Below are 26792 nucleotides of genomic sequence, written 5' to 3' on the forward strand. Positions count from 1 at the left end.
CGTGCTTGTGGATGCACGGCGCCTGCGCGATGGTGCCGTGACGTTAGAGCAGTTCACCGTTTCACGGAAACGGCGAACTGCTCTAACTCTTTGTTTTGACGCAATTCCGAACGGCTACACACTTTTCCTGGAATTGCTCTAAGCGACGTGCCGCGATGAACCAGCAGATCCGCACATCCCGTGAAACGAGGCAAGGCATCGAGCCGCGCCTCGATCCCGAAGGCCTGTTCGACCTGCGCTACAGGGCATTCCTGGAGACGGTCTCGCATTTGCGCGTCCGTCTGCACCGCTACTGCGCGCGCATGACCGGCTCGGCTCTCGACGGCGAGGACATCATGCAGGAGGCGCTGTTCGAGGCCTACCGCAAGATCGCGCTGCTCGACGATGCACAGGCATTGCGGCCATGGCTGTTTCGTATCGCCCATAACAGGTGCATCGACTTCATCCGCAACCGCCGCACGCGGCTCAAGGCCGAAGCCTCCTATGCCAGCGATGAGATCGTGCTGCCTGTCGAGCCCGCCGGTCCGGGCGCCGGCCGCGCCATCGAGCGGCTGGTGGTGCACCTGCCGCCGAAGGAGCGCGCCTGCGTGCTGCTCAAGGATGTCCTCGACCATTCGCTGGAAGAGATCGCCGACCTGGTCGGCTCGACATCGGGCGGCGTCAAGTCGGCGCTCAATCGTGGCCGCGCCAAGCTCGCCGCTCTTCCGGCGCAACCGGTCGCGGCACCCGCGCACGACCCCGAACTGGAGCGGCTGCTCGGCCGCTATGTCGAGCTCTTCAATGCCAGGGACTGGGACGGGGTGCGGGCGCTGACCAGCGCCGATGCCCGGCTGCGGGTTTCGGACTGCTACAATGGCCTGCTCTCCCGCTCGCCCTATTTCGTCGAATACGAGCGCGGCGAGCCCTGGCGCATGCGGCAAGATGCGATCGAAGGGGAGGCCGTGCTGGTGGTCGACAGGCTGCAGGGCGAGGCGTGGCGGCCAGCCTATCTGGTGCGCATCCATGCCGATGGCGGCGTCATCGATCGCATCGCCGACTATTATGCCTGCCCCTGGATCCTGGAGATGGTCTTCACGGACGGGTGACGGGCCGATCCGGCCCGCGTCCTATTTCACCGAGTCGGCGGCAGCCAGAATGACATCGGCCACCTCGCGCGGTGTGGACAGCATAGGAACGTGGCTGGTCGCAAGCTCGGTCACCTCAGCGCCGATCGCCTTGGCCATCGCGGCTTCAGCCGCCGGCGGTATCATGCCGTCGTGGCTGGCGACGATGTAGAAGCTCGGCTTGGTCTCGTAGGCGGCGGCCGTGAGCTTCTCGTCGAAGATACCGGCAAAGGGCGGACCTTGCGTGGCTGCGATCAGGCTGATTTCCTGCGGCGGCAGGTCCTGCGCGAAATGTTTGGCGACGCCTTCAGCGCTTAGCCTGACATAGCCGCCGCTATCGGCTTCCAGGGCGCTTGCCCAGGGCAGCGGCGGCTGCCCCTTGCCAAGATCGTTCACCGACACGCCCTTTGGCGGTGCGAAGGCGGCGACATAGACCAGCGCCTTGACCTTGTCGTTCACGCCCGCCTGACTGATGACGACACCGCCCCAGGAATGGCCGACCAGGATGACCGGCCCCGGCTGGGCATCGATGACCCGCCTGGTTGCGTCGACATCGGCGGCCAGCGAGCTCAACGGATTCTGCACCGCCACCACATTGAGCCCCTTGGCCTCCAGCAAGGGGATGACCTTGCTCCAGCTCGAGCCGTCGGCAAAGGCACCATGCACCAGCACGACCGTTTTCTTCGGCGCGCCGGCGGCCGAAGCCGGCGCGGCCATCGCCATCAGGACGGCGGTTCCCGACAAGAGAAGATGCGACAACGACATCGAATGGCTCCATTTTTGTCGTGACGGGCCGCCTTGCGAGGGACAACCCATCGGCTTGGTTTCATGACATCGGTTTCAGCAGGTCCGAAATGATCGCCGGCCGGTTGTTACCTGGCGAGGAAATCGGTGATCAGCTTGACCGTGGCATCCGGGTTTTCTTCCATGATCCAATGGCCGGATGCGGGCACGATGGCGCCCGTCACGTCCGACGCGACGAACCGCAGGATGTCGGCCTGTGACGTGCCCGCCGATTTCTCCGCGCCGGCCGCGAGCACCGGCATGGGAAGCTTGCCGCCGGCGGAAAGCATCGCCTGGTTGTCGACGGCGTCCTGGTCGAATGCCTTGAACTGCTCGAAGGCGTCATGCATGGCATGCGGCCGCGCATAGAGTTTTGCGTAGTGGGCGCGCGTCGCCTCATCGATCTTCTTCGGGTCAGCCGACAGTTCGTTGTAGAAGCGGTCGAGGTAGATGCGCTCGCGGCCCGCCACCAGCCGCTCCATGTCGGGGCCGCGGAAGTTGAAGTGCCATAGCAGCGGGCTTTGCTTGATCTTGTCCCAGTCACCTATGCCCGGCAGCGGTGCGTCGATGACAACCCATTTCGTGATGCGCTTCGGATATTGCGCGGCCAGCGCATAGCCGACCATGTTGCCGATGTCGTGCGTCACCAGGTCGGCCTTGTCGATCTTCAGCGCATCCATCACACCGGCGATGTCGACCGCCTGGTTCTTCTTGGCGTAGCCGCTGTCCGGATGCGCCGAAAGGCCCATGCCGCGCAGGTCCGGCACGATCACCGTGTGATCCTTCATCAGCTTTGTCGCCGCCGGTGCCCACATGTCGCCTGTATCGCCGAAGCCGTGCAGCAGAATGACTGCGGGCCCTTGTCCGCCGACGCGCACATGCAGGCTGGTGCCGTTGGTCTCGATCGACTGGGTCTTGAAGCCCGCCGGAAACGGGATCACGCGCGCCGAGGCCGGAGCGGCGAGTGACAGCAGACCAAGCACGATAACCAAAGGACGAAACATGATGCATTACCCCGAGCTTTTGTGGCCGCCGTATCGCGGTCCTTCCAACTATGGCACCATGCCCTTGATTTCGTTAGGCGTCGGTCGCCTGATTGTGAATTCGGGAACGCCGAACAATGCTAAAGCTTGAAGCCGCCGCCGCGTTTGTCGCCGTCGCGGAATCCGGTTCGATCAGCGAGGCGGCCAGGCGCATGAGCCTGTCCAAGTCCGTCATCAGCGAGCGGCTGTCGGAGCTCGAGCGCAGCCTCGGCACAAAGCTTCTGGACCGCACCACCCGCAAACTCTCGATCACCGAAGCGGGGCGGGGTTTTTACGAACGCGCCAAGCGCATCATGCAAGAGGTGGCCGATGCCAGCGCCGAAATCGCCGAACATCGCGGCGAACTGGCCGGGCCGCTCAGGATATCGGCGCCGACCAGTTTCGGCATCCTCCATCTCGGCCCGGCGCTGTATGGCTTCCTGGCCAGGCACCCGGGGATCGAACTGACGCTTGATCTCGACGATCGTTTCGTCAGCATGGTGGCCGATGGCTACGATGCCATCGTGCGTCACGGGCCGGTCGTCGATGACGGACCTGTCATCGTCAAGAAGCTGGCTTCCAGCGAGCGCTTCCTGGTGGCCTCGCCGGACTATATCAAGCGGTTCGGACGGCCCGCGGCCACCGAAGATCTGAAGCGCCATAAGGGCATCATCTATTCCATCCGGGGCGCCGCCGACTGGCGGCTCAAGATTTCGCGGCGGCTGGTGACGATCCGCCCACAAACGGCGTTGCGCGTCAACAACGGAATCCTGATGCGCGACGCCGCTCTTGCCGGCCTCGGCCTGGCATTGCTCCCCGCCTACTTCATCCAGACCGAGATCGCCGACAAGCGATTGATGGTCGTCGATGTCGGCGCCGAGCCCCAGGGAGCCACCATCTATATCGCCTATCCCGAGGATAGGCGCGGATCCGCCAAACTGCGCGCGCTCACCACATGGCTGCGCGATGCCTTTGGCGATCCGCCCTATTGGGAGGCTTGAGCAGCGCTCACTTGGCATCATGAAAAATGATGCCGGCCGTGTGGCGCATGCCCGAGCGCAGCCGGCTGACGCCGTGGCGCAGGTTGACGCGGTAGGTGCCCTTGGTCCCCTGCACCGGCCGGTTGTGGACGGCGAAGGCCACCGCATCGCCCTGGCGCAACGGCACCACTTCGACCCGGCTCTGCATGCGCGGCCGCTGCTCGGTCAGCGCGAATTCGCCGCCGGTGAAATCCTCGCCCGGTTCGGAGAGCAGGATCGCCACCTGCAGAGGGAAGGCGAGGTCGCCATAGAGGTCCTGATGCAGGCAGTTGAAGTCGCCGGGCACATATTGCAGCAGAAGCGGCGTCGGCCGCTCCTGGCCGGCGGCATGGCACTGGTCCAGAAACTCGGCATGCGTGCGGGGATAGCGCAGGGCGATCCCCATGCGTTCGTTCCACCGGTTGGCGACCTCGGCCAGCCTTGGATAGAGCGCGCTGCGCAGGCCGCCGATGAGGTCGGGCAAGGGATAGCGGAAGTAGCGGTATTCGCCCTTGCCGAAACCGTGCCTGGCCATGTGGACATGGCTGCGGAAATGCTGCTCCTGGGGGTAGAGGCCGGCGATCCGCCGGCACTCCTCGGGTGAGAGCAGCTTTTGCATCACCGCGCAGCCGAACCCGTCGAGTTCGGCGGCAAGGGCTGGCCAGTCGTAGCCGGTGATGCGGGTCTCCGCGGCTTCGACCACGGATGTGGCAACCTTGGCATGGGCGTTCATATCGCGGCCTCCTTGTCCAGCAGCGCGCGCTTGCGCTCGATGCCCCAGCGGTAGCCCGACGGCGTGCCGTCGGCTCTGACAACACGGTGGCAGGGAATGCCGAGCGCGATCGCGTTGGCGGCACAGGCGATCGCCACGGCGCGCGCGCCGTTCGGCTGGCCAAGGCGTCGGGCAAGCGCGGTGTAGGTGATGGTGGCGCCGCACGGTATGGTGCGCAGCACTTCCCACACCCGTTGCTGGAACGGCGTGCCGTGGCGCATGTCGAGCGGCAGGTCGAGGCCGGCGGCGGGCGTTTCGATGAAGCGCGCTATTGCCGCAAGATCGTCACGCAAGGCGGCCTCGTCCTCGGCCAAGGCCGTGCCGGGGAAGTAGCTGGCGAGATCCTGCTTCAATGCATCGGCGTCGGAGCCGATCAGGATGGCGCAGACGCCGAAGGGGCTGCGGGCGGCCAGGATATGGCCGATCGCGGATTGGCCGGCGGCATAGGCGATGGTGTCGTGCGCCGTCGATGCGGTCACTTGAGTTTGCATGGGGTTCATTGCCTTCACTCCTTTGTCTATGGCCGAACCCTAGCCAGGTGCCTTGCGTTCCTCACTCCGATGCTTGCTTTCAAATTCAAATCTTGGCGTTTGAGTGTGCCTATGCCACACGCGTGACGGACACCTCGCCCAGCACGAACACTTCGCCTGATGACAGGCGCAGCTCGATCTCACCTGTCGCGGTGCTGCTCAATTCGGCCTTGCCGGCATCGACCAGGCCGCCGATGGCGGCCAACACCCGTGACTTCGCGTCGATGGCTGCGCCGTTGGCGATCTGGCTGTTCGCGCCGGTGGTGGAAGACCTGGCCATCGCGCGCATCGCCGATCCTCGTCAGGCCCGCGAAGGCCGGTCGGCGGCGGTCGCCGTCCCGTCCGCCTCGCGGTCGAGAAGCGCGCGCCGGCGCTCGGCACCCCAGGCATAGCCTGAGAGGGCGCCGTCCTTGCGGATCACGCGGTGGCAGGGAATCGCGACCGCATGGGCGTTTGCGGCGCAGGCGCCGGCGACGGCGCGGGTTGCCCTGGGCGAGCCGATGCGTTCGGCGATCTCGGCGTAGGAAACCGTGCTGCCGACCGGGATATCCCGCAAGGCCCGCCAGACGCGCTGCTGGAACGCGGTGCCGCGCACGTCGAGCGGCAGGTCGAGACCGAACCGTGGGGCCTCGACGAAGCCAACGACGCGGGCGACCAGCGCCTCGTAGTCGCGGTCGCCGCCGATCAGCCGCGCCCTGGGGAAGCGGTCCTGCAGGTCGCGCACCAGTGCATCCGGATCGTCGCCGAGCAGGATCGAGGCGACGCCCTTGCGGCTCGACGCCACCAGTATGGTGCCGAGCGAGGTCTCGCCGACGGCGAAGCGGATATCCTCGTTGGCGCCGCCGGCGCGGTAGCGCGTCGGCGTCATGCCGAGCATGCCGGTCGATTTTTCGTAGAAGCGGCCGCTCGAATTGAAACCGGCGTCGTAGATCGCGGCCGTTACGCTGGCGCCGTCCTCCAGACCCTGGCGGACCCGGGCGGCGCGGTGCGCGGCGGCATAGTCCTTCGGCGTCAGCCCGGTGGTCGCCTTGAAGACGCGGTGGAAATAGCCGGCGCTGCGGCCGGCGGCATCGGCGAGTTCGGCGAGCGAGGGCTCTTCCTCGCCCTGCTCGATCCTGCGGCAGGCATCGGCGACCATCGCGGCATTGCCGGCCTCGAGCGAGGGGCCATCCGGGGTGCAGCGCCGGCAGGCGCGAAAGCCGGTCGCCTTTGCCTGGGCCAGCGTGTCGTGCAGTTGCACATTGGCAGGGTTGGCCTGCCGCGACGGGCAGGAGGGCCGGCAATAGACGCCGGTCGTCGCCACCGAATACCAGAATTCTCCGTCCGCCGATTTGTCACGCGCGACGATGCGCGCCCAGCGCGGATCGTCACTGACCGGCAGCGGCGTGGATTTCAAGTCTCTTTGGAGCGTGACGAACATGGCAGCATTGAAGCCGCCGAAAGCCGCCGCCGCCACCCGTTTCCTGACAAATGTCAGGATGGCGCAAGCGTATGCGAGGGGCGCGGCTCCCTTACGCCGCGCGTTTGGGCTCCACCGCGAACGGGCTGAGTCCCAGCCAGGTCTGCATCTTCCTGCCGATGGCCTGATCGCCGGTCAGGGAAACCTTGGCGCCGGCCTTCTCGACGGTCAGCAACCCCATCCAGATCGCCGTCATCGTGTGCAGGTCGGTCGAGACGTAGAGATCGACATCGAAGCCCGGATCGTACCAGCAAAGGTCGACCTCGCCGTGCTTTTCGACGATCAGCCACCACGAGCGTTTGGATGCCGGCAGATCCTGATACAGGAATTGTATCACCGTGCGCCCTTCAGGGAGCGGCGATGGGTTCAGATTGCGCCGCATGTCCCACATCAGCAGCGACGGATCGAGGTTCTTGAGCGACAGCCGCGACTCGACCCATTTCTGCCCCCAGAAGCCCATCGCCTCGACGACCGGGCGCAAATCGCGGCCGGCCTCGGTCAGCCGGTAATCGAAGATCCCTTTCTCGCCCTGGACCTCCCTGCGCTCGACGATCCCTGCCAGCTCGAGCTCCTTGAGCCGTTGCGACAGAAGGGTCGGCGACATTTTTGGGACGCCGCGGCGCAGGTCGTTGAAGCGGGTCGAACCGGCCACCAACTCGCGCATCAGCACCATCGTCCAGCGGGTGCACAGCACCTCGGCAGCCATCGATAGCGGGCAGAACTGCTTGTATCCGTGCTGGGCCATGATTGGTGTCCTTCCCTCGAAGCAAGGCCGAACATTAGTCCTTCATGATTGAGGCGGCGAGTACAGAAACTGTACCGGCCCGGTACAGATCGCGGACTGGTTGGCGAGGGCCCCGCCATGCGAGCCCTTTGGCCGGTGACACGGGATACCCCTGTGCGCCGCAACCAGGAGACGACCATGACTGCTTATCTTATCGCGGACATCAAGATGAAAGACCCGAAATGGGTGCCGGACTATGCCGCCTCGGTGCACGACCTCGTCCACAAGCATGGCGGCAAGTATCTGTCGCGCAGCGGCAATGTGAAGACGCTCGAAGGCAAGCCGCTCGACACCACGCTGATCGCCCTGATGGCTTTCCCGTCGGAGGCGGCGGCGCGCGCCTTCACCAACGATCCGGCCTACGCGCCTTTCGTTTCGGCCCGTCAAGGCGGCAGCGACAGCCGTTTCCAGCTGATCGACGACACCGATCTGGCCGGAACGATCCCATATCTGCCGAAGGGATGACCGGCATTCGCCGCATCGTTTTCGGGATCTCCAAGCAACAACAGCCACGGCGCTTGCCTGTCGCGCCGCCGTATTTCCGGCGGCCGGCCAGCCGTGCTTTTTCAAGAAGAATGGAATGGACATGATATCAGGTTTTCGCAACAGGCTTGTCATGGCGGGGGCCATGCTGGCCGTCTGCACCACCTTCGCACAGGCGCATCAGGAAGCGGCTGAAGCCGCGTCCGGCCCCAATCCGCTGGCCGACAAGGTGCGGGCCGCCAACAGCCGGTTTCTTGACGTGAAAGCGGCGACGGCCGAGGGCTATGCGCCCATTCCCTGCGCCAGCGGCATCACCGGCGGCGCCATGGGTATCCACTACGTCAACGGCCAGTACCTGAAGGACGACAAGATCGACATCGCCCGTCCCGAGGCCGTCATGTACGAGCCGATGGCCGACGGCACTTTGAAGCTGGTGGCGGTCGAATACATCACCTCGAAGGGGCCGGCGTCGCTGGACGGACGGCTGTTCAACTTCAACAGCGCGCCCAACCGCTATGGCCTTGGTGAATTCTACGAGCTGCATGTCTGGGCCTGGAAGGGCAACCCGACCGGCACCTTCGCCGACATGAACCCGAAAGTGTCTTGCGAACACACGATGGCGCCGAGCCAGTAGCGGGCCAAGGCCAGGCGGCGCCAAGGCCGCCTGGCCGAAAGCCAGCTGGAGGTGGTTTGCCGGCCTCAGCCGGGCCCGGTCATTGCGACACCGGTTCGGGCAACGGCAGATCCGTCCCGACGGTATCCCGGCTCGCTTGCGGCAGGACGAAACGCCCTGTCAGATACCAGATCGCGGACACGACAAGGATCGAAAGGTAGCCGTCCACGGCATAGTGCCAGCCGGTATAGACCGAGCCGAACAGGATGAGTGCTGCAAAAGACCAGCCGGCAACGGCCCAGCGGCGGCCGAAACCGGTGAGGAAGAAAGCGTTGAGCGTGACGAAGGCGACATGCATGCTTGGCATGGCGGATATGCCGCCGCCCAGTTCTGGGCGGCCGCTTGTATAGGCTGTGAGCAGATAGCTGGCATACATATGGACCGGCGCGGCGTAGCTGTTCCGCGCCAGCGCGGTCTGCAAGGCGGCAAACCGGTCGCCGCCATAGAACTGGTCATGAAATATCGGGCCGGTGGAGGACAGCGCCATGGCCAGAACGGTGCCACACAGGATCGTGGTCAGCGCGAGCGCCCATAAATAACGCAAACGCGCTGCCGGGTTGTTCCAGAAGGCGACGAACAGCAAGGTGCCGAACCATTGCAGGTGCCAGCCATATCCGTAGCCGATGAAGATGATAGCCGAAATGCGTTCGGGAACGACGCGGTGCGCCCATGTCCAGGGATCGGCGCCATGCAGTCCAAGATCAAGCTCCGCCAGCATGCGGTCGGCATAGAATGGCACGATCTCCGGGATGGCGATCTTAAAGGTGGTGAAGGCGGTAATGCAGAGAAAGGACAGGAGGATCACCGGTGCCGCGCCTAGCCAGCGCTGCCTGAGCATGTCGAGCATGAACCGCGTCGGGCCATGCCTGGCAAATGTCAGCGCCATCACGCCGAGGCCGGCGGCAAGAAGCGTAGGCAGGAAGAAGACAAATGGCTCTGTGTAGGATTGCGCCAGATGCAGATAGCGGTCCGGCTGCAGGCTAAGCGCGGTAAGGGCATAGGCCAGGCACAGGGCGGTCAGCAGCCAACCGCTCCTGGTCACCGCGATGTCCAGGTCGATAACGGCAAGAGACCGGCGATCGCGGTCCCGCTGCCCGGTGTGCGCATTCATTGAAGGACGTCCCGCCAGCTGCCCAAAGCATTATTGATGGGTATTTTTTGCATATTGTGTATTACTATTCAGTTACACTTGGCAAAGGATAAAAATTGAAAATATTAGACGTCTATAATTATTCTTTTTTCATCAAGGAATCGTTGACGAAGATGTCGTCGTGAAATGCACAAGTATTGACGATTTCGCGGGCCGCTTCCGAACGCCCCGAACGGCTGCCGGCTTCGACCTAGGGGCCGCCGCCTGGAGCAGTTCACCATTTCACGGAAACGGCGAACTGCTCTAACTGTTTGTTTTTACGCAATTCCTGTGGGAAAACCGTTTCACATTTTTCCTGGAATTGCCCTGGCGGCGATGGCCCCGCCGATCAGGCGGCCTTGATCAGGCCGAGCTGGGTCAGCGCCGCGACGCCGTCGTCGAGACCGATCTCCTCGACGATCCTGCCGCCGATCACCTTCAGCACCGTGGTGCCGGTGAAGCGCATGGCGCGGCCGGTGGCGGCGGGCAGCGAACCGGCGAGGAAATCGCCGAAGGCCGGCCCGGTATGCGTGCCGCCGCCCTCCCACTGGCCGACGACATAGTCGCCCTCGGCGATGAGATCGGCGGTGGCCCAGAAGTTGAGATCCGGGAAGGCGGCGCGGAAATCGGTCATGAAGGCCTTGATGTCGTCGCGGCCCCGGCGCGGCTCATGCAAGGAATATTTGAGCAGCATGTCGGGCGCGGCGATGTCGTCGACGACGCTGAGATCGCAGGTTTCACCCCAGAAATCGGTGAACCATCTGACGACGACGGCCTTGTTGTCTTCCTGTTTGGTCATGGGAGGGTCCTCTTTGTTGTCGTGCATGCCGTTTTCCCCAAGGCGTGGGCGCATTCGGCCGATGGCTGCCGGGCGGCTGCTTCTCTCGAGATCGCCGGGATGGGCGGCCTCGTGCGATCACTAGGACCATTGGCCGGCGACAAAACTCCGCTTCTTGTCGCCCAATCGAAAGACCGGGAGGGCGTCGGTATCCGGGACCTGGACAGGGCGGCCCAGGCCAAACTCTGTTCCGCCGGGCCCAAGCCTGCCCACCTGGCCCCGGATGGACTTGAGCGGCGAAAGGGCACTGGAGAAGGAACTGGCGATGACGAAGACCTACGAAGAGCCGAGGCTCGAAAAGCGCGAAAAGCTGTCCGGCGTGACGGCGGCCAGCGGCGTGTCAACGGTCGAGGAAAGTTGACGGGCCGCCCCTTGCGGCAAGCAGCGTGGGCGCCTTGATGGGCCGCTGACCTTCCAGACATGGCATTCCGCCGCTCCGGTAACTGTTTCTTCTCTGGTCTTGCCGCAGATTGCCCGTCGGTGGGGCAAGCGAAACAGACTATGGCGCGTCAGGGTAAGAAAAGTCGCAATGGAGCGTTCTGGGCCAAGGCCCTGGAACGCGCCCATCTTGGCGTCTGGGACTGGGATCTTCGCAGCGGCGACTGCTTCTATTCGGCGACCTGGGCACGAATGCTGGGTTACGGGGAAGATGAACTCGCCAACGCCAGCGACCTGTGGCTGCGACTCACCCATCCCGAAGATCGCGAGCGGGCGCTGGCCAGTGGCGACCGCCACATCGCCGGGCTGACCGATACCATCGAGACCGAACTCAGGCTGAAGCACAAGCAGGGGCATTGGGTGTGGGTGCTCGATCGCGGTGGCATCGTCGAGCGCGGCACGGACGGGCGGCCGGTGCGGCTGATGGGCGTGCAGACCGACATCTCGAAGCAGAAGGCTGCCGAAGCCGCGCTCGAACAGGTCACCATGCGCTTCCGCCTGGCGCTCGCCGCCAGCGGCACCGGCATCTGGCACTACGACATCGCTACCCACAAGAGCTATTGGGACGCCCGCACCAGGGCCATATTCGGCGTCGCCGCCGATGCCGACGAGGTGCCCGCCGACCTCTGGCACAGCTTTCTGCACCCCGATGACAAGGAAGCCACGGAACGCGCGCACCAGCCGGCACCCGGATCGGAGGGCGTCACCGCCTCGCAATACCGCATCATCAAGCGCGACGGCGAGATCCGCCATATCGAATCGCTGGTGCGTTTCGTCGCCGCCGCGGGCGCTGCCGGCCAGGTCCTCGGCACGGTGCGCGACATCACCGAGGACAAGCTGCGCGAGCAGGAGCTTGCCTTCGCCGCGCGTCACGATGCGCTGACAGGCCTGTGGAACCGCGCCGCCTTCGACAGGCTGCTTGCCGACCATATCGCCACGGGCATGCCGCTGGCGGTGTTCTATGTCGATCTCGACTACTTCAAGGCGCTCAACGACTTCGCCGGCCACGCCGCCGGCGATCTCGCGCTGAAGAGCGTGGCGGCGGGCATCGGCCGCTGCCTGCCGCCATCGGCGCATGCGGCGCGGCTGGGCGGCGACGAGTTCGCCCTGCTGGTCCCCCATTGCGACGCCGCACAGGCCGAGCGGCTGGCCGGCGCCATCCTGGCGGCCGTGCGCGGCGCCGATCTCGGCCTCGCCGTGACCTCGCGCCGGCTCGCGGCGAGCATCGGCATCGCGATCGTCGATGACCGAGCCACCACGGTTGCCGACGCGCTGGCCTGCGCCGACGATGCCTGCTACGCGGCCAAGGCCGCCGGGCGCGACCGTTTCGCGGTGTTTTCGGCCGAGGCCGCTTCGGGCGGCCTCAACGCGGCACGGCTCGCCGCCGATACGGTCGACGCCATGGAGGACGGCCGGCTGAAACTGTTCGGTCAGGAGATCCACCGGTTGGGCCGGCCCTGGCAGGAAAGCCGCCATGTCGAGGTGCTGGCGCGGCTTGCCGGGCGCGCCGGCAAGCTGATCCCGCCCAGCGAATTCATACCGGCGGCCGAGCGCTTCGGCATTGCCGCCAGGCTCGATCGCTGGATCATCCGCACCGCGCTCTCGCAGCACGGCGCGGCCATGAAGTCCGGCGCGATCACGCTCGGCTTCAACCTGTCGGCGCAGACGCTGAGCGATCCGGGGCTGTGGGACTTCGTCGACAGCATCATCGAGCAAACCGGAGCGCCGCATTCCGGCATCGGGTTCGAGATCACCGAAACCGCCGCCGTCACCAATTTCGACGCCGCCGAGACGTTCGTGCGCAAGGCGCGCGAGCGCCGCTGCAAGGTCAGCCTCGACGATTTCGGCGCCGGCATGAGTTCGTTCGAATATCTCAGGCGTTTTCCGGTCGATGCCATCAAGATCGATGGGTCCTTCATCGAGCACATCGCCGAGAGCCGCTTCGACCGCGAGATCGTTTCGGCCATATCAGGCATTGCCCGCAGCGTCGGCTGCGCCGTCGTGGCCGAGAAGATCGAGCAGGCCGAGACGCTCGGCATCCTGCAGGCAATGGGCGTCGATTTCGGCCAGGGCTTCCTGCTGCACCGGCCCGAACCGCTGGAGCAGATCGTGGCACGTGCGGCCGGGCCGGCAAGCGGTGCCCGCAAGGCGTCCTGATGCCTGTCGCTTACATCAGCTGGGGTGCCGCATCGTCACCTGAGGAAAGTCCAGCACTCCGGTCTCGGGCCGCCTGTGCTGGGCTTCCGCCACCGTCTCGATGAGGAGGTCGAGGGCCTCGCATGTCGAGCGGCTTGTCTCGTCATTGCCGCGCAGATAGTGATAGGCGCGTTCGAGATGGATGCGGGCGGCTGAAAAATCGCTGGTCAATGGTCCCTCCATGATCCCGCCCTAATTTATCTTGGCTTGCCCGCCGGAACGCTGGGTAAATATCCACAGGCGTTTTTTATTCAAATGCCGCCGGACCTTGCCGCGCTGTCAGGAGAGACACCGCGCAACTCTTTGCCCTGCCTGCCCGCACGGCTAGACTGAGACTTCTTTTCCCGAGGTGACATTCATGATCGTCCAGGCCTGCATCAACGGCGCGCGTCGGCGCGATTTCCACCCGAAACTGCCGCTCGATGTGCAGGCCATGGCAAGCGATGCCGCGGCCTGCGTCGCCGCCGGCGCCGGCGAACTGCACATCCATCCGCGCGGCGCCGACGGGCGCGAAAGCCTGGCCGCCGTCGATGCGACGGTGCTGGCGGTGCGCCGGGCTTGCCCGGGCACGCTTGTCGGCGTGTCGACCGGCGCCTGGATCGAAAATGATGCCGGTCGGACCCGCGCGGCGATCGCCGGCTGGCGCGAGCTGCCCGACTATGCTTCTGTCAATCTGTCGGAGGCGGACGCGCCCGCCGTGATGGAGCTGTTGCGCCAGCGCGGCGTCGGCATCGAGGCCGGGCTTGCCACGACAGAGGATGCCGAGCGCTTCGTGGCGCTTGCCGACCGTAGCCGGGTGCTGCGCATCCTGATCGAGATCGACATACAGGACCTGGCGGCGGCGCTCGACGAGGCTCGAGGCATCGGCGCCGCGCTCGAACGCGCCGAGATGCGGCGGCCGATCCTGCTGCATGGCGTCGACGCCACGGTCTGGCCGTTCGTGGAATTGGCGCGCCAAAGGCGCTGGTCGACGCGGGTCGGGCTGGAAGACGGCAAGACGCTGGCCGACGGAACGGTGGCGAAGGACAATGCCGAAATCGTTGCGGCGGCGGTGGCGATCTTCTCGTCGCGGGGCTGATCCTATTGCCTCGTCTCGTCCGGCGCCGCGAGCCGTAGCACCAGCGCGGCCAGCGCGATCACCGGCGGGATGACGAAGCACCAGACATTGACGAAGGCGAAGCCGAGTGCGGCTGCCGCGCAGCCGGTGGCGAACACGGCGACTGCCGCCGCCATGCGCCGCAGGCGGGCAACAAGCGCCGGGCGGGCCTCCGGCGCCAGCCCGCCGATGAGGTCGGCGAGGTCGATCATGATCTGGGTGGTGGTGCCGGTCATCAGCGTCGAGGGCGGGGCTGCCGCCAGATGGACCCGATGCACCGCGTTCTGGATCGCCATGGCGGAGACCAGCACCATGCCGGTGAAGATCGCGGCCGCGCTGTCGCCGCTGGCGAAGGGGCCAAAGCGGACCGCCAGGGCGGCGCCGATGACAAGCAGCGCCAGTTTGGTTCCCAATAGCGGCGCGAGCGCCGGCCGGCCATGCCGGCGCAGATGTTCGCCGGCCAGCCGGGTCAGGATGACGACGATGCAGAACACCGGCAGCGCCAGGAGCTTTGCCAGCACACCCGAAATGCCGAGCACCAGCGAGGCGCCCAGCGTGACGAAGTTCCCCGTCACATGCGCGGTGAACAGGCCCTGCAGCGCCAGGAAGCCCGCCGTGTCGACATAACCGCCATTGAGGCTCAACAGCAGCGGCAGGGTGGGCTTCATGGCGGCATCTCGCGTCCGGGGATCAGGCAGCGTCTCATATCCCCGCGCGGCAATCCACCTCCGTTAGGGGCCTTGCCGTCACGAGCACGGTACCTTTACTGGACGTCCGGCTAGGCGTCCGCCCAGATTGCTACTCCAGAATAATCCGGATCGCCTGATCGACCACCGGATGCAGGCCGCTGGCCTGGAAGGAGAGGCGGTTGCCGGAGCCGACATTGCTGGTCATGGCGATGGTGAGATCCGTTTCCGGGTCATGCAGCATGACGGCGACATAGCCAGGAATGCTGCCCTGGTGGCCGTAGAAGGCGCGGTCGGCATAGGCGCTCTGGAACATGCCGGCGCCGGTTTCGCGCATGCGTGTGCCGGGGAAGCTCGCCGGCACGCGGTGTTCGAACATCTCCGCGAAGAAGTGCGGCGACAGCAGCCCGCCGGAAAACAGGCCGCGCATGAAGCCCACCATGTCGGACGGGGTCGCCACCATGTCGCCGCAGCCATAGGCGGCGCCGAAGGGGAAGGAATCGGAGGAATCCTGCAAGGCGTCGGAATAGGGCAGAACGCCATCCATGCGCCACATCTCGCCGCCCGAAGCGATGTCGGTGGGCGCGTTCGGCGCCGGCGGCGGCCGGTGGTAATAGCCGCGCACCATCGATTTTTCCGGAAAGGCTTCGGTCGCCGGCGACCAGGTGTTTTTCAGGCCGAGCGGCTGCAGGATCGCGCTTCTGACATAGGCGCCCAGCGACTGGCCGGTGACGGCCTCGATCACCATGCCGGCCAGCACATAGCCGGTGTTGTTGTAGACGGCCGGACCGCCCGGGGCCTTCTGCTTGTCGGAGGCGAAGGCGATGTCGACCAGTTGCTGCGGCGTCCATCGCCGGCTCGGGTCCATCGGAATGTAATATTCGAATTCCGGCAGCCCGCTGCGGTGGTTGATCAGCTGGCGCACCGAAATATCCCGGGCTCCCGGCAGGTCCGGAAACCAGGCGGAGATCGGCGCGCCGAGATCGAGCTTGCCGGTCTCGGCGAGCTTGACCAGTGCCGCCGCGACGAAGGTCTTGGTGCAACTGCCGATCTTGAACAGTTGGTCCGATGTGACGCCGGCGCCGCTTTGCCGGTCGGAAAGCCCCGATGTGAGGGCGGTTGGCGTCGCGCCGTTTCGCGCATAGGCCAGCGAGGCGCCTACCGCGCCATCGGCGAGGTAGGTGTCGAGGAGGGCGTTCAAATTCTCACGCATCGATTCTGCTTTCGCCGCTAAATTGCTGGTTTCATGGATGTCGTGGTCCATCCTGCCGAGGAATGGACCACGAGGAGCCGGGCCTTATTCCGCTATGTCGACCGCGGCAAAATTCTGCCGGCCGAAGGGGTCGAGCACGTAGTTGAGCACGCTCTTGCGGATCGGGATCGCGACCATGGAATGGGCGATCGGGGCCACCGGCACTTCCGCCTTCAGGATGGCCTGCGCCTTGCCGTAGATCGCGGCGCGTTCCTTCTGGTCGGCGGCGACGCGGCCTTCGTTCAGCAGCTTCTCGAAATCCTTGTCGCACCAGCGCGAGCGGTTGGAGCCGCCCTTCACGCCGTCACAGGACAGGAGATAGCTCAGCATGTTGTCGGGATCGCCATTGTCGCTGCTGCCGCCGAGCAGGAAGGTGTCCTGCTCGCCCGCCGCGGTGCGCTTGAGGTATTCACCCCATTCGAAGCTGACGATCTCCGACTGGACACCCACCTTGGCCCAGTCGGCCTGGATCATCTCGGCCATGCGCTTGGCGTTGGGATTGTAGGGGCGCGACACCGGCATCGCCCACAGGCTGATCTTCAGCCCGTTTTCGTGGCCGGCTTCCTTCAGCAGCTTCTTGGCGCCATCGGGATCATAGTCGATGCCCGCATCGGTGACGGCACCGAGCTGCGCCGGCGGTACGACGCTGCCGGCCACCGTGCCCGCGCCGGCATAGACGGCCTCGACGATCGCCTTGCGGTCGATGGCCTTGGCCAGCGCGGTGCGCACGCGCACATCGCCCAGCGGCTGGTGTTCGACATTGAAGCCGAGGATACCGATGTTCTGGCCCTTGAGGTCGAGCACCGTGATGTCGGGATCGGTGCGCAGGTCGGCCACCGCGCTTGGCGGCGGCGGGGCGGCGACCTGGCATTCATTGGCCTTGATGCGCTCGACGCGGGTGGTCGGCTCGGGCGTGATGGCGAAGACCAGCGTGTCGATCTTCGGCGCGCCGCGCCAGTAATCCTTGTTGGCGGTATAACGGACCTGGCTGTCGGGCACATAGGCCTCGAGCATGAATGGGCCGGTGCCGACCGGCTGGCTGTCGATCAGCTCCGGCGTGCCGGCCGCCACCATCTTTTCGGTCTGCTCCAGTGACAGGATAGAGAGATAGTCGAGCGCCAGCCCGGCCAGGAAGGTGACGTTGGCAGCGGTCAGCGTGAAGCGCACGGTGTAGTCGTCGACCTTGTCGATCTTGTCGATGAGCGTGCCCATGCCGAGCGCATTGAAGTACTCGTAAGTGCCGCCGCCGAGCTTGTGGTAGGGATTGTTGGCATCGCGCTGGCGGTTGAAGGTGTAGAGCACGTCGTCGGCGTCGAAATCACGCGTCGGGGTGAAATGCTCGTTCGACTGGAATTTCACGCCGTGGCGCAGGTGGAAGGTGTAGGTCTTGCCGTCCGGTGAGACATCCCAGCTTTCGGCCAGCGCCGGCCCGACCTCCGTCGTGCCCGGCTTGAATTCGACCAGCCGGTTGAAGATCGTCTTGGCGGCGGCGTCCATGGTGGAATCGGCGATGCCGATCGCCGGGTTGAAGGTCTCCGGATTGGCTTCCGAACAATAGACCAGCGTCTTGGCGTAGGCCTGCCCGCCGAGCAGGACGGACGAGGCCAGAAGGGTCGAGGCAAGCACTGCGCGCAGAACGGGGGATTTCATCGCAAACGCTCCTGATGACACTTTCGGGGTTGAGGGAAGGGCATGAACTTCATGGCGTTGCCGCCGGGACGAGGAAACGGTCGGGCGCCAGCGCCGCGACGGTGACGCCGAGCGCGGTGACATCCGCAGGCAGGGGATCGCCGCGCATCAGCGCCGAGCTCAGCCTGGCCAGCGTCAGCGACACCTGGAAGCCGTAGCCGCCCTGGCCGCCGAGCCAGAAGAAGCCGGGCAGGCGGGGGTCGAAGCCGGCGACCGGCGTGCGGTCGGGCGCGAAGGTGCGCAGGCCCGCCCACGGCGTCGAGGGCCGGCCGATGCGCATCGACGTCGCCTGCTCGATGCGGTCGACAGCGATGGCGACATCGATGTCTTCGGGCCAGGCGTCACAAGGCTCGGAGTCCGTTTCGTCGGCCAGCGAGCCGATCAGCCTGCCGGCATCGGGCTTGAAGTAGAATTGTTCGTGCAAATCGACCACCAGCGGCCAGCCGGCAATATCGGTGCCCGCGGGCGGGTCGAACAGGAAGGCGGTGCGCCGTTTCGGCTGGAAGCCAAGGCCGGAGAGCCCGGCAAGGCCGGCGACGACATCGACCCAGGCGCCGGCGGCATTGACGACGATGTCGGCCCGATGCTCGCCGGCACTGGTGATGATATGGAAGCCGTCTCCGGCATGGCCGATCTCGCGGACTTCCTCGCCGGTGCGGATGATGCCGCCGCCGGCCTTCAGCGCCGAGGCGCTTGACCCCAGCATCTTGCCCGTGTCGACATCCACCGCGTCCGGCTCATAGACGCCGCCGCAGGTGGCCTCCGTGGCAATGACCGGAACCAGGGCGTGGAGTTCGGCCGCGGAGAGGCGGCGCACGCTCGGCACCAGCGCCTGCAATTCGCCGGCCAGCCGGTCTATCGCCGCGTCGTCGCCGCGCCAGCCGACATGCAGGGCCCCACGCCGGTGGGCGACGAACCCGCCCTCGACGATGGCCTCCCGGCTGGCCAGCGTCAGCCCGCGCACCAACCGGTTGCCATAGGTCTCGGTGAACAGAGCGGCGGAGCGGCCGCTGGCGTGGTAGCCCAGATGCGGCTCACGCTCGATGACGATGACTTCTGCCCAGTCCCGCACGGCCGCGGCCAGCGACAGGCCGGCAATACCACCACCGATGACGACGATTTTTTTGGGAGACTTCGACTGCATCCACCAGTCGTAAAAATGTTTTCGTATCCAGTCAATATTTAGCGTATAAGAAAATTGTTGGTGTTGTTGATGGCGACCGGGAGTTCGACTACCTAGAGCAAACGAGCGACGGATGGCCGCGCCATGGAGCTGACAATGTCGGAGCAACCGAACCTCGGTGATTGTCTGCGGGCGCTGAGAAAGACGCATGGCTGGACCTTGCAGGAGGTCAGCACGCTCACCGGCGTCGCGGTGTCGACGCTGTCCAAGGTCGAGAACGACCAGATGTCGCTGAGCTACGACAAGCTCTTGCAGATCTGCGAGGGGCTCGGCATCCATGTGACGGAGCTGCTCAGCGGCGACCGCAAGCAGCCGGCGTCGCGCACGCGCCGCTCGGTGACCTCGCCGGCCAACACGCTGCGCCAGCTGACCCGCAACTACGACTACCGGTATCTGGCCACCGACCTGGTGCGCAAACGCATGGTGCCGATCCGCGCCTATGCGCGCGCCCGCACGCCGGAGGAGTTCGGCCCGCTGACCCGGCATGCCGGCGAGGAGTTCCTGATCGTGCTCAAGGGCGAGATCGAACTCCACACCGACCAGTACGCGCCGGTGCGGCTCAAGGAGGGCGACAGCGTCTACATCGATTCCACCATGGGCCACGCCTACCTCTCGGTGGGCGAGGGTGACGCCGAGATGCTGTGCGTGTGTTCCGGCGACGAGCCCGACATGGAAGGCACTCTGCTGAGCGTGCTGGAGACTGTGGAGGGGTAGGGGGGCTGCTGCGCACGTTCCAATGCGGAGCCCAACGCCCTTGTTGATCTACACGGGCGGCCTTTCCCCCGCATCCAGCAGCCATTGCCGGACGGCCTGCGTCGGTTCGGGATGGCGCTGTTTTCTTGGCATCACGACATAAAAATCCTGCGTGCCGCGCATCTCGCCATGCACCGGCTGGATCAGCCGGCCGGCGGCGAGGTCGGCGGCGACGAGGAAGCGGCTGGCCAGCGCTATGCCCTGGCCGGCGAGGGCCGCGTCGATGGCGAGCCCGGTCTGGTTGAAGCGCATGCGTTTCAACTCGGTCGTCATCTTCAGGCCGACCGCTTTTTCCATGAATTCCGGCCACAGATTGTGCGCGTCGTGCAGCAGGACGTGATGCTGGATTTCGGTCGCCGCGATTTCGGTTGTGCCGGCCGGCAGCAGAGCCGGGCTGCAGACGGCGATGATCTGCTGGGGAAACAACAGGTCGACGATCAGGCCTGGGCCGAAGGGGGCGCGGCCTTGCCGCACCGCGATGTCGACGCCGTCGGCCTGGAAGCTCGACAGGCTTTCGCTGGCCAGAACGCGCAGGTCGACCAGCGGATTGTCGGCCATGAAGTCCTGCAGCCTGGGGATCAGCCATTTGGTGGCGAAGCTCGGGGTCACGCTGATCGTCAGCCGCGCCGGTTCGGGGCGTAGAAGCAAGGTCGCCTCCGAGATCAGGTCGAAGGCGCGGCGGATGTTGGGCACATAGGCGCGGCCCTCATCGGTCAGCGCCAGCCCGCGTGGCAACCGCTCGAACAGTTTCGTGCCGAGATCGGCCTCCAGCCCGCGAATGTGCTGGGCCACCGCCCCTTGGGTAACGTTCAGCTCCTCGGCGGCGATGCGGAAGTTGAGATGGCGCGCCGAGGCCTCGAAGGCGCGCAGCGCATTCAGCGGCGGCAGGCTCAGGAAGGCTTCGGGCATGCAGGAGTTTTTCTACTGGTTGATTTCAGGCATTCTGGTTCGAACCAAGCGGAAAAACCAGCTATATCAGCGCTCGGATCCCGAAAACACCGTTTGCGGCTCTCGCCAACCCGAAGAGGAAAATCCAATGAGTGTAGAAAAAGTGGCTGTGGTCGTGGCCGGCGGCAGCGGCATGGGGGCGGCGGCGGCCAAGCGCTTGGCGGCGGACGGGTTCAAGGTCGCCATCCTGTCCTCGTCGGGCAAGGGCGAGGCGCTGGCCAAGGAATTGGGCGGGCTCGGCGTCACCGGCTCCAACCAGTCGAATGACGATCTGCAGCGCCTCGTCGACCTGACGCTGGAGCGTTTTGGCCGCATCGACGTGCTGGTCAACAGCGGCGGTCACGGCCCGCGCGCGCCGATCCTGGAGATCACGGACGAGCAATGGCATACCGGCATGGATGTCTATCTGCTCAACGTGATCAGGCCGGTGCGCATCGTGGCGCCGCAAATGGTCAAGCAGAAGGGCGGCGCCATCATCAACATCTCGACCGCCTGGGTCGCCGAGCCGAATGCGATGTTCCCGACCTCGGCCGTGTTCCGGGCCGGTCTTGCCGCCTACACCAAGATCTTCGCCAACACCTACGCCGCCGACAATGTGCGCATGAACAATGTGCTGCCCGGCTGGATCGACAGCCTGCCGGCCACCGAGGAGCGCCGCGACAACGTGCCGATGCAGCGCTACGGCACATCGGAGGAGATCGCCGCGACCATCGCCTTCCTGGCATCGGAGGGTGCGGGCTATATCACCGGCCAGAACATTCGTGTCGATGGGGGTGTCATCCGGGCGCTGTGAGGCGCCGGCCTGGGGCCAGGCGCCGCCAGTCTCGCGGCTCGTGCGCAGTACTTTCAATCATTTCTTGAAACCGACAGCGACAGTTTCATGGTTTGATGGTGCCGGCCAAGAGGGGAGGCGTCATTGACCGACTTCATCGGACTGCCGAAAGCCGAAGTGCACATCCATATCGAGGGCTGCTTCGAGGCCGACGATGTGGTCAGGAACTGCGAGGAAGCCGGCATTGCGTTGCGCGCGCCGCGCGACAGGCTGTTCGAAGTCCATGACCTCAAGAGTTTTCTCGAGATGCTCGACTGGTTGTGCGGGACTTTTCGCACGCGCGAGCAGCTCGCGACCACGGCCTACAAGTTCGCGCAGCGCATGGGCCGAAGCGGCGTGCGCTACGCCGACGTCATCGTCAACCCGACGCACTGGCCGCACTGGCACAAAGACGTTCCGGGGATGATCGACGCGTTCGATGCGGGTTTCGCGGCCGCCGAACAGGATGGGCACCCGCCGGTCGGGCTTTGCGTCAGCCTGCTTCGCACCCAGTCGGCGGCGGAAGCGATCGAGCTGGTGGAGCTGCTGATCGACATCAGGCACGGCCGTGTCGCTGCCTTGTCGATCGACGGCAACGAAGCGGCTGCCGGCCGCACCGGCCCACGCTTCGCCGAGGCGTTTCGCCGTGCCGGCGCGGCGGGTTTGCGGCGCACGGTTCACGCCGGCGAGTCGAGCGGGCCGGAAGGCGTTCGCGACGCAATCGAGCTGCTCGGTGCCGACCGCATCGACCACGGCGTGCGGGCGATCGAGGATCCGGACCTTGTCGACTTGCTGGCGCAAAGACAGATTCCGCTCGGCATCTGTCCGGTCTCCAACCTGGCGCTCGGCGTCTATCCCTCGCTGGCGCAACATCCGCTCGACGCCCTGCGCAAGGCCGGTGTCCCGGTCTCCATCAACACCGACGATCCGGCACTGCTCGACACCACGCTTGAGGCATCCTACGCCGCTTGCGCGGAGGCCTTCGCCTGGGACGACGAAACCATCCGCCAGCTCGCCGCGACATCGGTGCAGGCGAGCTACGCCGACCCCGCGCTGAAGGCACGGATCCTGGCCGATCTGGCGGCCTGGCGAAGCTAGCAAGGTTCAGTTCGCAGGCACCGTCCCGGCCTGCTGATCCGCGTCCGTCAGCGTCTGCAGGAACGCGACAATGTCGTCGATCTCGGCGTCGGTCAGCGCCGGCTTGTTGCCGGGCTTTTTGCCGTTGAAGGGCGGATCCTGATTCAAGTTCGGCCAGTAAGCCTTTGGCAGATCATCATATTGCCGGACCGTACCATCGGCATTTCTGGGGTACCAATGGCCGGGATCGGTATCACGGCTGGCGTAGAAGGCGACAGCGTCGCGCAGCGTGTGGAAGGTGCCGTTATGGAAGAAGCTCTTGCGCAGCGCGACGTTGCGCAGGCTCGGCGTCTTGAACAGGCCGCAATACTCGGTCCGGCCCTTGAAGTCGGTGCGCAGCGGGCCGCACAGACCGAGATCGATATAGGCGGGGTCAGCATTGGCGGGAATTGCCGCGTTGCGCGGCACGGCGATGGCGATCAGGCCAAAATCGGTGAATTGCGGCGGCTCGCCGTCATTGGCCGGTTCGCTGAGGTGGCAACTGGCGCAATTGCCCTTGGCCCCGTCCTCGAACAGCGCGCGGCCGCGCAATTCCCGCGCCGTCAGCTGCGCCTTGCCGGCGAGGAACGCGTCGTAGCGGCTGGAATAGGGATAGAAATCAGGTGCACTCTGCTCAAATGTGCCGAGCGCCTCGGCGGCGGCGTCGAAGGCATCGCCCGGGTGGTCGAACACGTCGTCGCCGAAGGCGGCCTTGAACTCGCGGGCATAGGCTGATTTGCGCAAGGCCGATGTGACGGCGGTCCCGTCCTTGTTGGCCATCTCGAAGGGCGAGAGCAGGGGGATTTTCGCCTGGTCCTTGCCATGGTCGGCCCGGCCGTCCCAGGTCAGGCCGCCGGTCGGGCCATTGTCGACGCTCTCATCGCCCTCGTCCTCGGAATCGTAGAAATGCTCGGTGAAGGCGGGCGCGGCCTGGAGATAGCGCAGCGACGGCACGGCGCGCACGCCCGGCCGGTCGAGGTTCGGACCGCCCATCTCGACAGGCGTGGCCGAGGCCGGGCCGAAGGCATGGTGCGGGTCATGGCAGGACGAGCAGGCCTGCTTGCCCGAGGCGGACAGCGCCGGATCGAAGAACATTTTTCGGCCAAGCGCGGTCAGCGACTGCGCCCGCGCGAAGGCATCGGCACGCGATAGCGGGCCGGGGTGGACGCTGCCGGATCCGGCATGGACAAGGGTTTGCGGCCAGGCGAGGGCAAGGCCGAACAACGAGGCGGCAGCGGCCGCGATCATCAGGCGTCTGCCTCGTCCCGTCGTCATCGCTTCCCAGTCCATTTCGCTCCGCAGTTAGGGGCGCACTGCAACGGATTGATGACTGCTTCCGTTCTTCACGAAACCGTGTTCGCGGGCGAGGCAAGTGTCACAAAGGTGACAAGGCATCGACGTAGCTCTTTGCGTGCGCGGCCACCGGCCATGCACGACGCCTCTAGCCATCCCCCTTAGCCATGAGGACTCCTTGATGCGGCCCTTCAGTTCGCTTTTCCTGGCCTCCACCGCCCTGGCATCGTTCGCCAGCGCTGCCAACGCCGCCCCTCCCGGCTACGACAAGATCGATACTGTCGTCGTCATCTATGCCGAGAACCGCAGCTTCGATAATCTCTATGGCGGCTTCCCCGGCGCCAACGGGTTGGCCAATGTCTCGGCCGACCAGGCGCGCCAGCTCGACCGCGACGGCAAGCCGCTTGCCGAATTGCCGCCGGCCTGGGGCGGGCTGACCGCCAAGGGCGTGACGCCTGTGGTGACCGAGGCGCAGTCGGCGCATCTGAGCAACGCCAGCTTCGCCATCGATGACGCCAGCGGCTTCAACGAGAAGACCTCCGTCGTCACGCGCGACCTCTGGCACCGCTTCTACCAGGAGCAGATGCAGATCGATGGCGGCCGGAACGACAAGTTCGCCGCCTGGGCCGATTCAGGCGGTCTGGTCATGGGCCATTATGACGGCTCCGGCCTGCCGATGTGGGCGGTGGCGAAGAAATACGTGCTGGCCGACAATTTCTTCCAGGGCGCCTTTGGCGGCTCCTTCCTCAATCATTTCCAGCTCGCCTGCGCCTGCGCCCCGGTCTATCCAAACGCCGATACCAGCCCGGTGAAGGGCCAGATCGCCGTTGTCGAAGCCGATGGCAAGACGCTGAAGGTGGCCGACAACTCGCCACCCTCCGCCCTTGGCGGCGTGCCGAAATTCGTCAATGACGGCGCCATCACGCCCGACTTCTATGCCGTCAACACCATGCAGCCGCCCTATCAGCCGAGCGCCAACAAGCCCGTCGAAGGCGGCGACAAGGCGCTGGCCGACCCGGCGCAGCCGACGACGCTGCCGCCGCAGCACGACATCACCATCGGCGACCTGCTGTCGCTGAAGGGGATCGACTGGGCCTGGTATGCCGGCGCCTGGCAGGCAACGCTCGACGGCAAGAACGCGACGCCGGTGCCGAACTTCCAGTTCCACCACCAGCCGTTCAACTATTTCGCCGCCTATGCGCCGGGCACCGCCGCGCGCACCGCGCATCTCAGGGATGGCGGTCTCGACGGCTCCGAATTCATCAAGGCGATCGATGACGGCAAGCTGCCTTCTGTCAGCTTCTACAAGCCGCAAGGCAATCTCAACGAACACAGCGGCTATGCCGATGTGACATCGGGCGACCAGCATCTGGCCGACCTCGTCGCGCATCTGGAGAAGAGCCCGCAATGGAACCACATGCTGGTGGTCGTCACCTATGACGAGAATGGCGGCTTCTGGGATCATGTCGCGCCGCCCAAGGCCGACCGCTGGGGCCCGGGCAACCGCGTCCCGGCCTTCATCATCTCGCCCTACGCGAAGATGGGCACGGTCGACCACACGCAATACGACACGACGTCGATCCTGCGCTTCATCACCGCGCGCTACGACCTGCCGGTGCTTTCAGGCATCGTCGCCCGCGACAAGGCGCTGCGCAACAACGACCAGCCGCCGATGGGCGATTTGAGCGCCGCGCTTGATCTGAGCCGGTAGGTTGGGCTGGCGCCCTTCCTCTCCCTCCGGAGGGCAGGGCAATCGCATATGGAAACTTCCCGAAGGTTTGCCCGGCACGTACCCCCACCCCTAACCCCTCCCCACAAGGGGGAGGGGAAGTGGGTCGGCGCCGATCTCTACGAAGTGTCCAGGTCCGAAGCCAGAAAAGCGGCAGCGTTCCCTCCCCCTTGTGGGGAGGGTTAGGGTGGGGGTCCTCTTCGTAAAAACTCATATGCGATTGCCCTGCTCCGGAGGGGGAGAGGAAAGGCGCGAGTTTGCCACCGTGGTGACCGCGCCATGGCGTCGGGGGCTTGAGGACCGGACCTGATGGAGCCGCGATGATGACAGTCAGGGACCGGTCACCAAGGCTAGCACAAGCTTCTGCAGATTGCCGCCCTGGCCGAATTCGACGCGGTCGAAATCCCGGCTGCCCTGTATCCTCGCCTTCGAGATCGCATCGAGCCGACGGACTACCTCGGCCCTGGTCTTGGTGCATTTGGGATCATCAGTGACGGTCAGGCCGTGTGTCGCGGCTTCGATGTCATGGACCATCTGTATCATGCTGGCGCCATGCACCTTCTCATGGGCGCTGACGCCGGCGATGAACACTTCCCAGTTCTTCTGGACGGCCGGCGGCAGCGGGGCGGAAGGGCTTGGCAAGGTGTAGGTGATGACCAGTTTCGGCTTCCCCGCCGTCAGCACGCAGTCCTTGCCCCTGGGCTTGTAGTCCCTGACCCCCCAGGTCAGCTTGAAGTTGGTGTACGCGATGGCGCGGGTAATGCCGACATTCGGCCCGTTCTCGCCGATCGACCGGTAGAGCTCGATCCCGGACTGGCCCGAAATGGCGTAGGTCTCGACCTTCTCGGCCGGCTTCCACTCGGCATGGGCGGTGACCGGCAAGGCCAGCATGGCGGCCAGCAAAACACAAGGACGAACTCTCGACACAAACTCTCTCCAGGCAGGGACCGGGCGGCGGTGCCGAACAGGCGATGCCACCGGGTCACTTTTCCTATATGTTGCCGGTG

The 26792-nt window shown here is 65.4% G+C and carries 28 protein-coding genes; 11 read left to right on the top strand and 17 right to left on the bottom strand.

Going from position 1 to position 26792, the window contains the following annotated elements; translation table 11 throughout:
* Nucleotides 1–155: 155 nt before the first annotated feature.
* Entirely contained in the window at nucleotides 156–1085 is a 930-nt protein-coding gene (locus tag FJ977_RS10985; protein WP_140771215.1) for a sigma-70 family RNA polymerase sigma factor, read from the top strand.
* A 21-nt stretch (nucleotides 1086–1106) separates the two neighbouring features.
* Here the strand turns inward: FJ977_RS10985 and FJ977_RS10990 are convergent, their stop codons facing one another.
* Entirely contained in the window at nucleotides 1107–1868 is a 762-nt protein-coding gene (locus FJ977_RS10990; RefSeq protein ID WP_140771216.1) for an alpha/beta hydrolase, read from the bottom strand.
* A 107-nt stretch (nucleotides 1869–1975) separates the two neighbouring features.
* The gene (locus FJ977_RS10995; RefSeq protein WP_140771218.1) at nucleotides 1976–2890 is read right to left on the bottom strand and encodes an alpha/beta hydrolase; all 915 of its coding nucleotides are present in this window, start codon (nucleotides 2888–2890) and stop codon (nucleotides 1976–1978) included.
* Between the two features lie 116 nt (nucleotides 2891–3006).
* Between FJ977_RS10995 and FJ977_RS11000 the strand changes: the two genes are divergently transcribed.
* The gene (locus FJ977_RS11000) at nucleotides 3007–3909 is read left to right on the top strand and encodes a LysR family transcriptional regulator (protein ID WP_140771220.1); all 903 of its coding nucleotides are present in this window, start codon (nucleotides 3007–3009) and stop codon (nucleotides 3907–3909) included.
* Nucleotides 3910–3916: 7 nt separating this feature from the next.
* Here FJ977_RS11000 and FJ977_RS11005 read toward each other — a convergent pair whose 3' ends face one another.
* The 5 genes from FJ977_RS11005 to FJ977_RS11025 form a co-directional block, all read right to left on the bottom strand.
* Nucleotides 3917–4660 (bottom strand): 2OG-Fe(II) oxygenase, encoded by a 744-nt coding sequence (locus FJ977_RS11005; RefSeq protein ID WP_140771221.1) that lies wholly within the window; start codon nucleotides 4658–4660, stop codon nucleotides 3917–3919.
* Nucleotides 4657–5199 carry a methylated-DNA--[protein]-cysteine S-methyltransferase gene (locus FJ977_RS11010; protein ID WP_140771223.1) on the bottom strand — a complete coding sequence of 181 codons (543 nt, stop codon included), beginning with the start codon at nucleotides 5197–5199 and terminating at the stop codon, nucleotides 4657–4659. Before FJ977_RS11010 ends, FJ977_RS11005 begins: the two co-directional genes overlap by 4 nt.
* Nucleotides 5200–5299: 100 nt before the next feature.
* Nucleotides 5300–5509: a hypothetical protein gene (locus tag FJ977_RS11015; RefSeq protein ID WP_244735460.1), complete on the bottom strand. Its 210-nt coding sequence runs from the start codon at nucleotides 5507–5509 to the stop codon at nucleotides 5300–5302.
* Between the two features lie 21 nt (nucleotides 5510–5530).
* Entirely contained in the window at nucleotides 5531–6649 is a 1119-nt protein-coding gene (gene ada / locus FJ977_RS11020) for a bifunctional DNA-binding transcriptional regulator/O6-methylguanine-DNA methyltransferase Ada (RefSeq protein ID WP_181179749.1), read from the bottom strand.
* 91 nt (nucleotides 6650–6740) lie between these two features.
* A complete protein-coding gene (locus FJ977_RS11025; RefSeq protein WP_140771229.1) occupies nucleotides 6741–7433 on the bottom strand; it encodes a helix-turn-helix domain-containing protein in 693 nt (230 codons plus the stop codon).
* A gap of 177 nt (nucleotides 7434–7610) precedes the next feature.
* Here FJ977_RS11025 and FJ977_RS11030 point away from each other — a divergent pair, with 177 nt between their 5' ends.
* Nucleotides 7611–7937 carry a DUF1330 domain-containing protein gene (locus FJ977_RS11030; protein ID WP_013894455.1) on the top strand — a complete coding sequence of 109 codons (327 nt, stop codon included), beginning with the start codon at nucleotides 7611–7613 and terminating at the stop codon, nucleotides 7935–7937.
* A 115-nt stretch (nucleotides 7938–8052) separates the two neighbouring features.
* Nucleotides 8053–8589, top strand: coding sequence for a hypothetical protein (locus FJ977_RS11035; protein WP_181179751.1), 537 nt, complete (start codon nucleotides 8053–8055; stop codon nucleotides 8587–8589).
* Between the two features lie 79 nt (nucleotides 8590–8668).
* On the opposite strand, the gene FJ977_RS11040 is transcribed toward FJ977_RS11035, so the two are convergent.
* Nucleotides 8669–9739, bottom strand: a complete 1071-nt coding sequence (locus tag FJ977_RS11040) for a phosphatase PAP2 family protein (RefSeq protein WP_140771231.1) — start codon at nucleotides 9737–9739, stop codon at nucleotides 8669–8671.
* Nucleotides 9740–10106: 367 nt separating this feature from the next.
* Nucleotides 10107–10556: an ester cyclase gene (locus tag FJ977_RS11045; protein WP_140771233.1), complete on the bottom strand. Its 450-nt coding sequence runs from the start codon at nucleotides 10554–10556 to the stop codon at nucleotides 10107–10109.
* Between the two features lie 304 nt (nucleotides 10557–10860).
* On the opposite strand from FJ977_RS11045, the gene FJ977_RS11050 reads away from it, so the two are divergent.
* Entirely contained in the window at nucleotides 10861–10956 is a 96-nt protein-coding gene (locus tag FJ977_RS11050; RefSeq protein WP_181179753.1) for a putative RiPP precursor, read from the top strand.
* 140 nt (nucleotides 10957–11096) lie between these two features.
* Nucleotides 11097–13190, top strand: coding sequence for an EAL domain-containing protein (locus tag FJ977_RS11055; protein ID WP_140771235.1), 2094 nt, complete (start codon nucleotides 11097–11099; stop codon nucleotides 13188–13190).
* A gap of 15 nt (nucleotides 13191–13205) precedes the next feature.
* Here the strand turns inward: FJ977_RS11055 and FJ977_RS11060 are convergent, their stop codons facing one another.
* A complete protein-coding gene (locus FJ977_RS11060; RefSeq protein ID WP_181179755.1) occupies nucleotides 13206–13400 on the bottom strand; it encodes a hypothetical protein in 195 nt (64 codons plus the stop codon).
* A 187-nt stretch (nucleotides 13401–13587) separates the two neighbouring features.
* Here FJ977_RS11060 and FJ977_RS11065 point away from each other — a divergent pair, with 187 nt between their 5' ends.
* Nucleotides 13588–14307 (top strand): 3-keto-5-aminohexanoate cleavage protein, encoded by a 720-nt coding sequence (locus tag FJ977_RS11065; RefSeq protein WP_140771237.1) that lies wholly within the window; start codon nucleotides 13588–13590, stop codon nucleotides 14305–14307.
* Nucleotides 14308–14309: 2 nt separating this feature from the next.
* Here the strand turns inward: FJ977_RS11065 and FJ977_RS11070 are convergent, their stop codons facing one another.
* The 4 genes from FJ977_RS11070 to FJ977_RS11085 all read right to left on the bottom strand — a co-directional run bounded on the left by FJ977_RS11070 (nucleotide 14310) and on the right by FJ977_RS11085 (nucleotide 19096).
* A complete protein-coding gene (locus FJ977_RS11070) occupies nucleotides 14310–14993 on the bottom strand; it encodes a YoaK family protein (protein ID WP_140771238.1) in 684 nt (227 codons plus the stop codon).
* 130 nt (nucleotides 14994–15123) lie between these two features.
* Nucleotides 15124–16224 (bottom strand): serine hydrolase domain-containing protein, encoded by a 1101-nt coding sequence (locus FJ977_RS11075; RefSeq protein ID WP_140771240.1) that lies wholly within the window; start codon nucleotides 16222–16224, stop codon nucleotides 15124–15126.
* 84 nt (nucleotides 16225–16308) lie between these two features.
* Nucleotides 16309–17913: an ABC transporter substrate-binding protein gene (locus FJ977_RS11080; protein WP_140771242.1), complete on the bottom strand. Its 1605-nt coding sequence runs from the start codon at nucleotides 17911–17913 to the stop codon at nucleotides 16309–16311.
* A 49-nt stretch (nucleotides 17914–17962) separates the two neighbouring features.
* Nucleotides 17963–19096, bottom strand: coding sequence for an FAD-binding oxidoreductase (locus tag FJ977_RS11085; protein WP_140771243.1), 1134 nt, complete (start codon nucleotides 19094–19096; stop codon nucleotides 17963–17965).
* A gap of 135 nt (nucleotides 19097–19231) precedes the next feature.
* Here FJ977_RS11085 and FJ977_RS11090 point away from each other — a divergent pair, with 135 nt between their 5' ends.
* Nucleotides 19232–19849, top strand: coding sequence for an XRE family transcriptional regulator (locus tag FJ977_RS11090; RefSeq protein WP_140771245.1), 618 nt, complete (start codon nucleotides 19232–19234; stop codon nucleotides 19847–19849).
* A gap of 48 nt (nucleotides 19850–19897) precedes the next feature.
* On the opposite strand, the gene gcvA is transcribed toward FJ977_RS11090, so the two are convergent.
* A complete protein-coding gene (gene gcvA / locus FJ977_RS11095) occupies nucleotides 19898–20797 on the bottom strand; it encodes a transcriptional regulator GcvA (RefSeq protein WP_140771247.1) in 900 nt (299 codons plus the stop codon).
* A gap of 127 nt (nucleotides 20798–20924) precedes the next feature.
* Between gcvA and FJ977_RS11100 the strand changes: the two genes are divergently transcribed.
* Nucleotides 20925–21629, top strand: coding sequence for an SDR family oxidoreductase (locus FJ977_RS11100; protein WP_140771248.1), 705 nt, complete (start codon nucleotides 20925–20927; stop codon nucleotides 21627–21629).
* 123 nt (nucleotides 21630–21752) lie between these two features.
* Nucleotides 21753–22745 (top strand): adenosine deaminase, encoded by a 993-nt coding sequence (add, locus tag FJ977_RS11105; RefSeq protein WP_140771250.1) that lies wholly within the window; start codon nucleotides 21753–21755, stop codon nucleotides 22743–22745.
* A gap of 6 nt (nucleotides 22746–22751) precedes the next feature.
* Here the strand turns inward: add and FJ977_RS11110 are convergent, their stop codons facing one another.
* Nucleotides 22752–24038 carry a cytochrome-c peroxidase gene (locus tag FJ977_RS11110; protein ID WP_140771251.1) on the bottom strand — a complete coding sequence of 429 codons (1287 nt, stop codon included), beginning with the start codon at nucleotides 24036–24038 and terminating at the stop codon, nucleotides 22752–22754.
* A gap of 199 nt (nucleotides 24039–24237) precedes the next feature.
* On the opposite strand from FJ977_RS11110, the gene FJ977_RS11115 reads away from it, so the two are divergent.
* A complete protein-coding gene (locus FJ977_RS11115; protein ID WP_140771253.1) occupies nucleotides 24238–25767 on the top strand; it encodes an acid phosphatase in 1530 nt (509 codons plus the stop codon).
* A 348-nt stretch (nucleotides 25768–26115) separates the two neighbouring features.
* Here the strand turns inward: FJ977_RS11115 and FJ977_RS11125 are convergent, their stop codons facing one another.
* Complete coding sequence (locus FJ977_RS11125) at nucleotides 26116–26676, bottom strand: DUF922 domain-containing protein (protein ID WP_140771421.1); 561 nt, start codon at nucleotides 26674–26676, stop codon at nucleotides 26116–26118.
* Between the last annotated feature and the right edge of the window lie 116 nt (nucleotides 26677–26792).

Origin of the sequence: Mesorhizobium sp. B2-1-3A, assembly GCF_006442655.1 — a bacterium.
Taxonomy (GTDB): Bacteria; Pseudomonadota; Alphaproteobacteria; order Rhizobiales; family Rhizobiaceae; genus Mesorhizobium.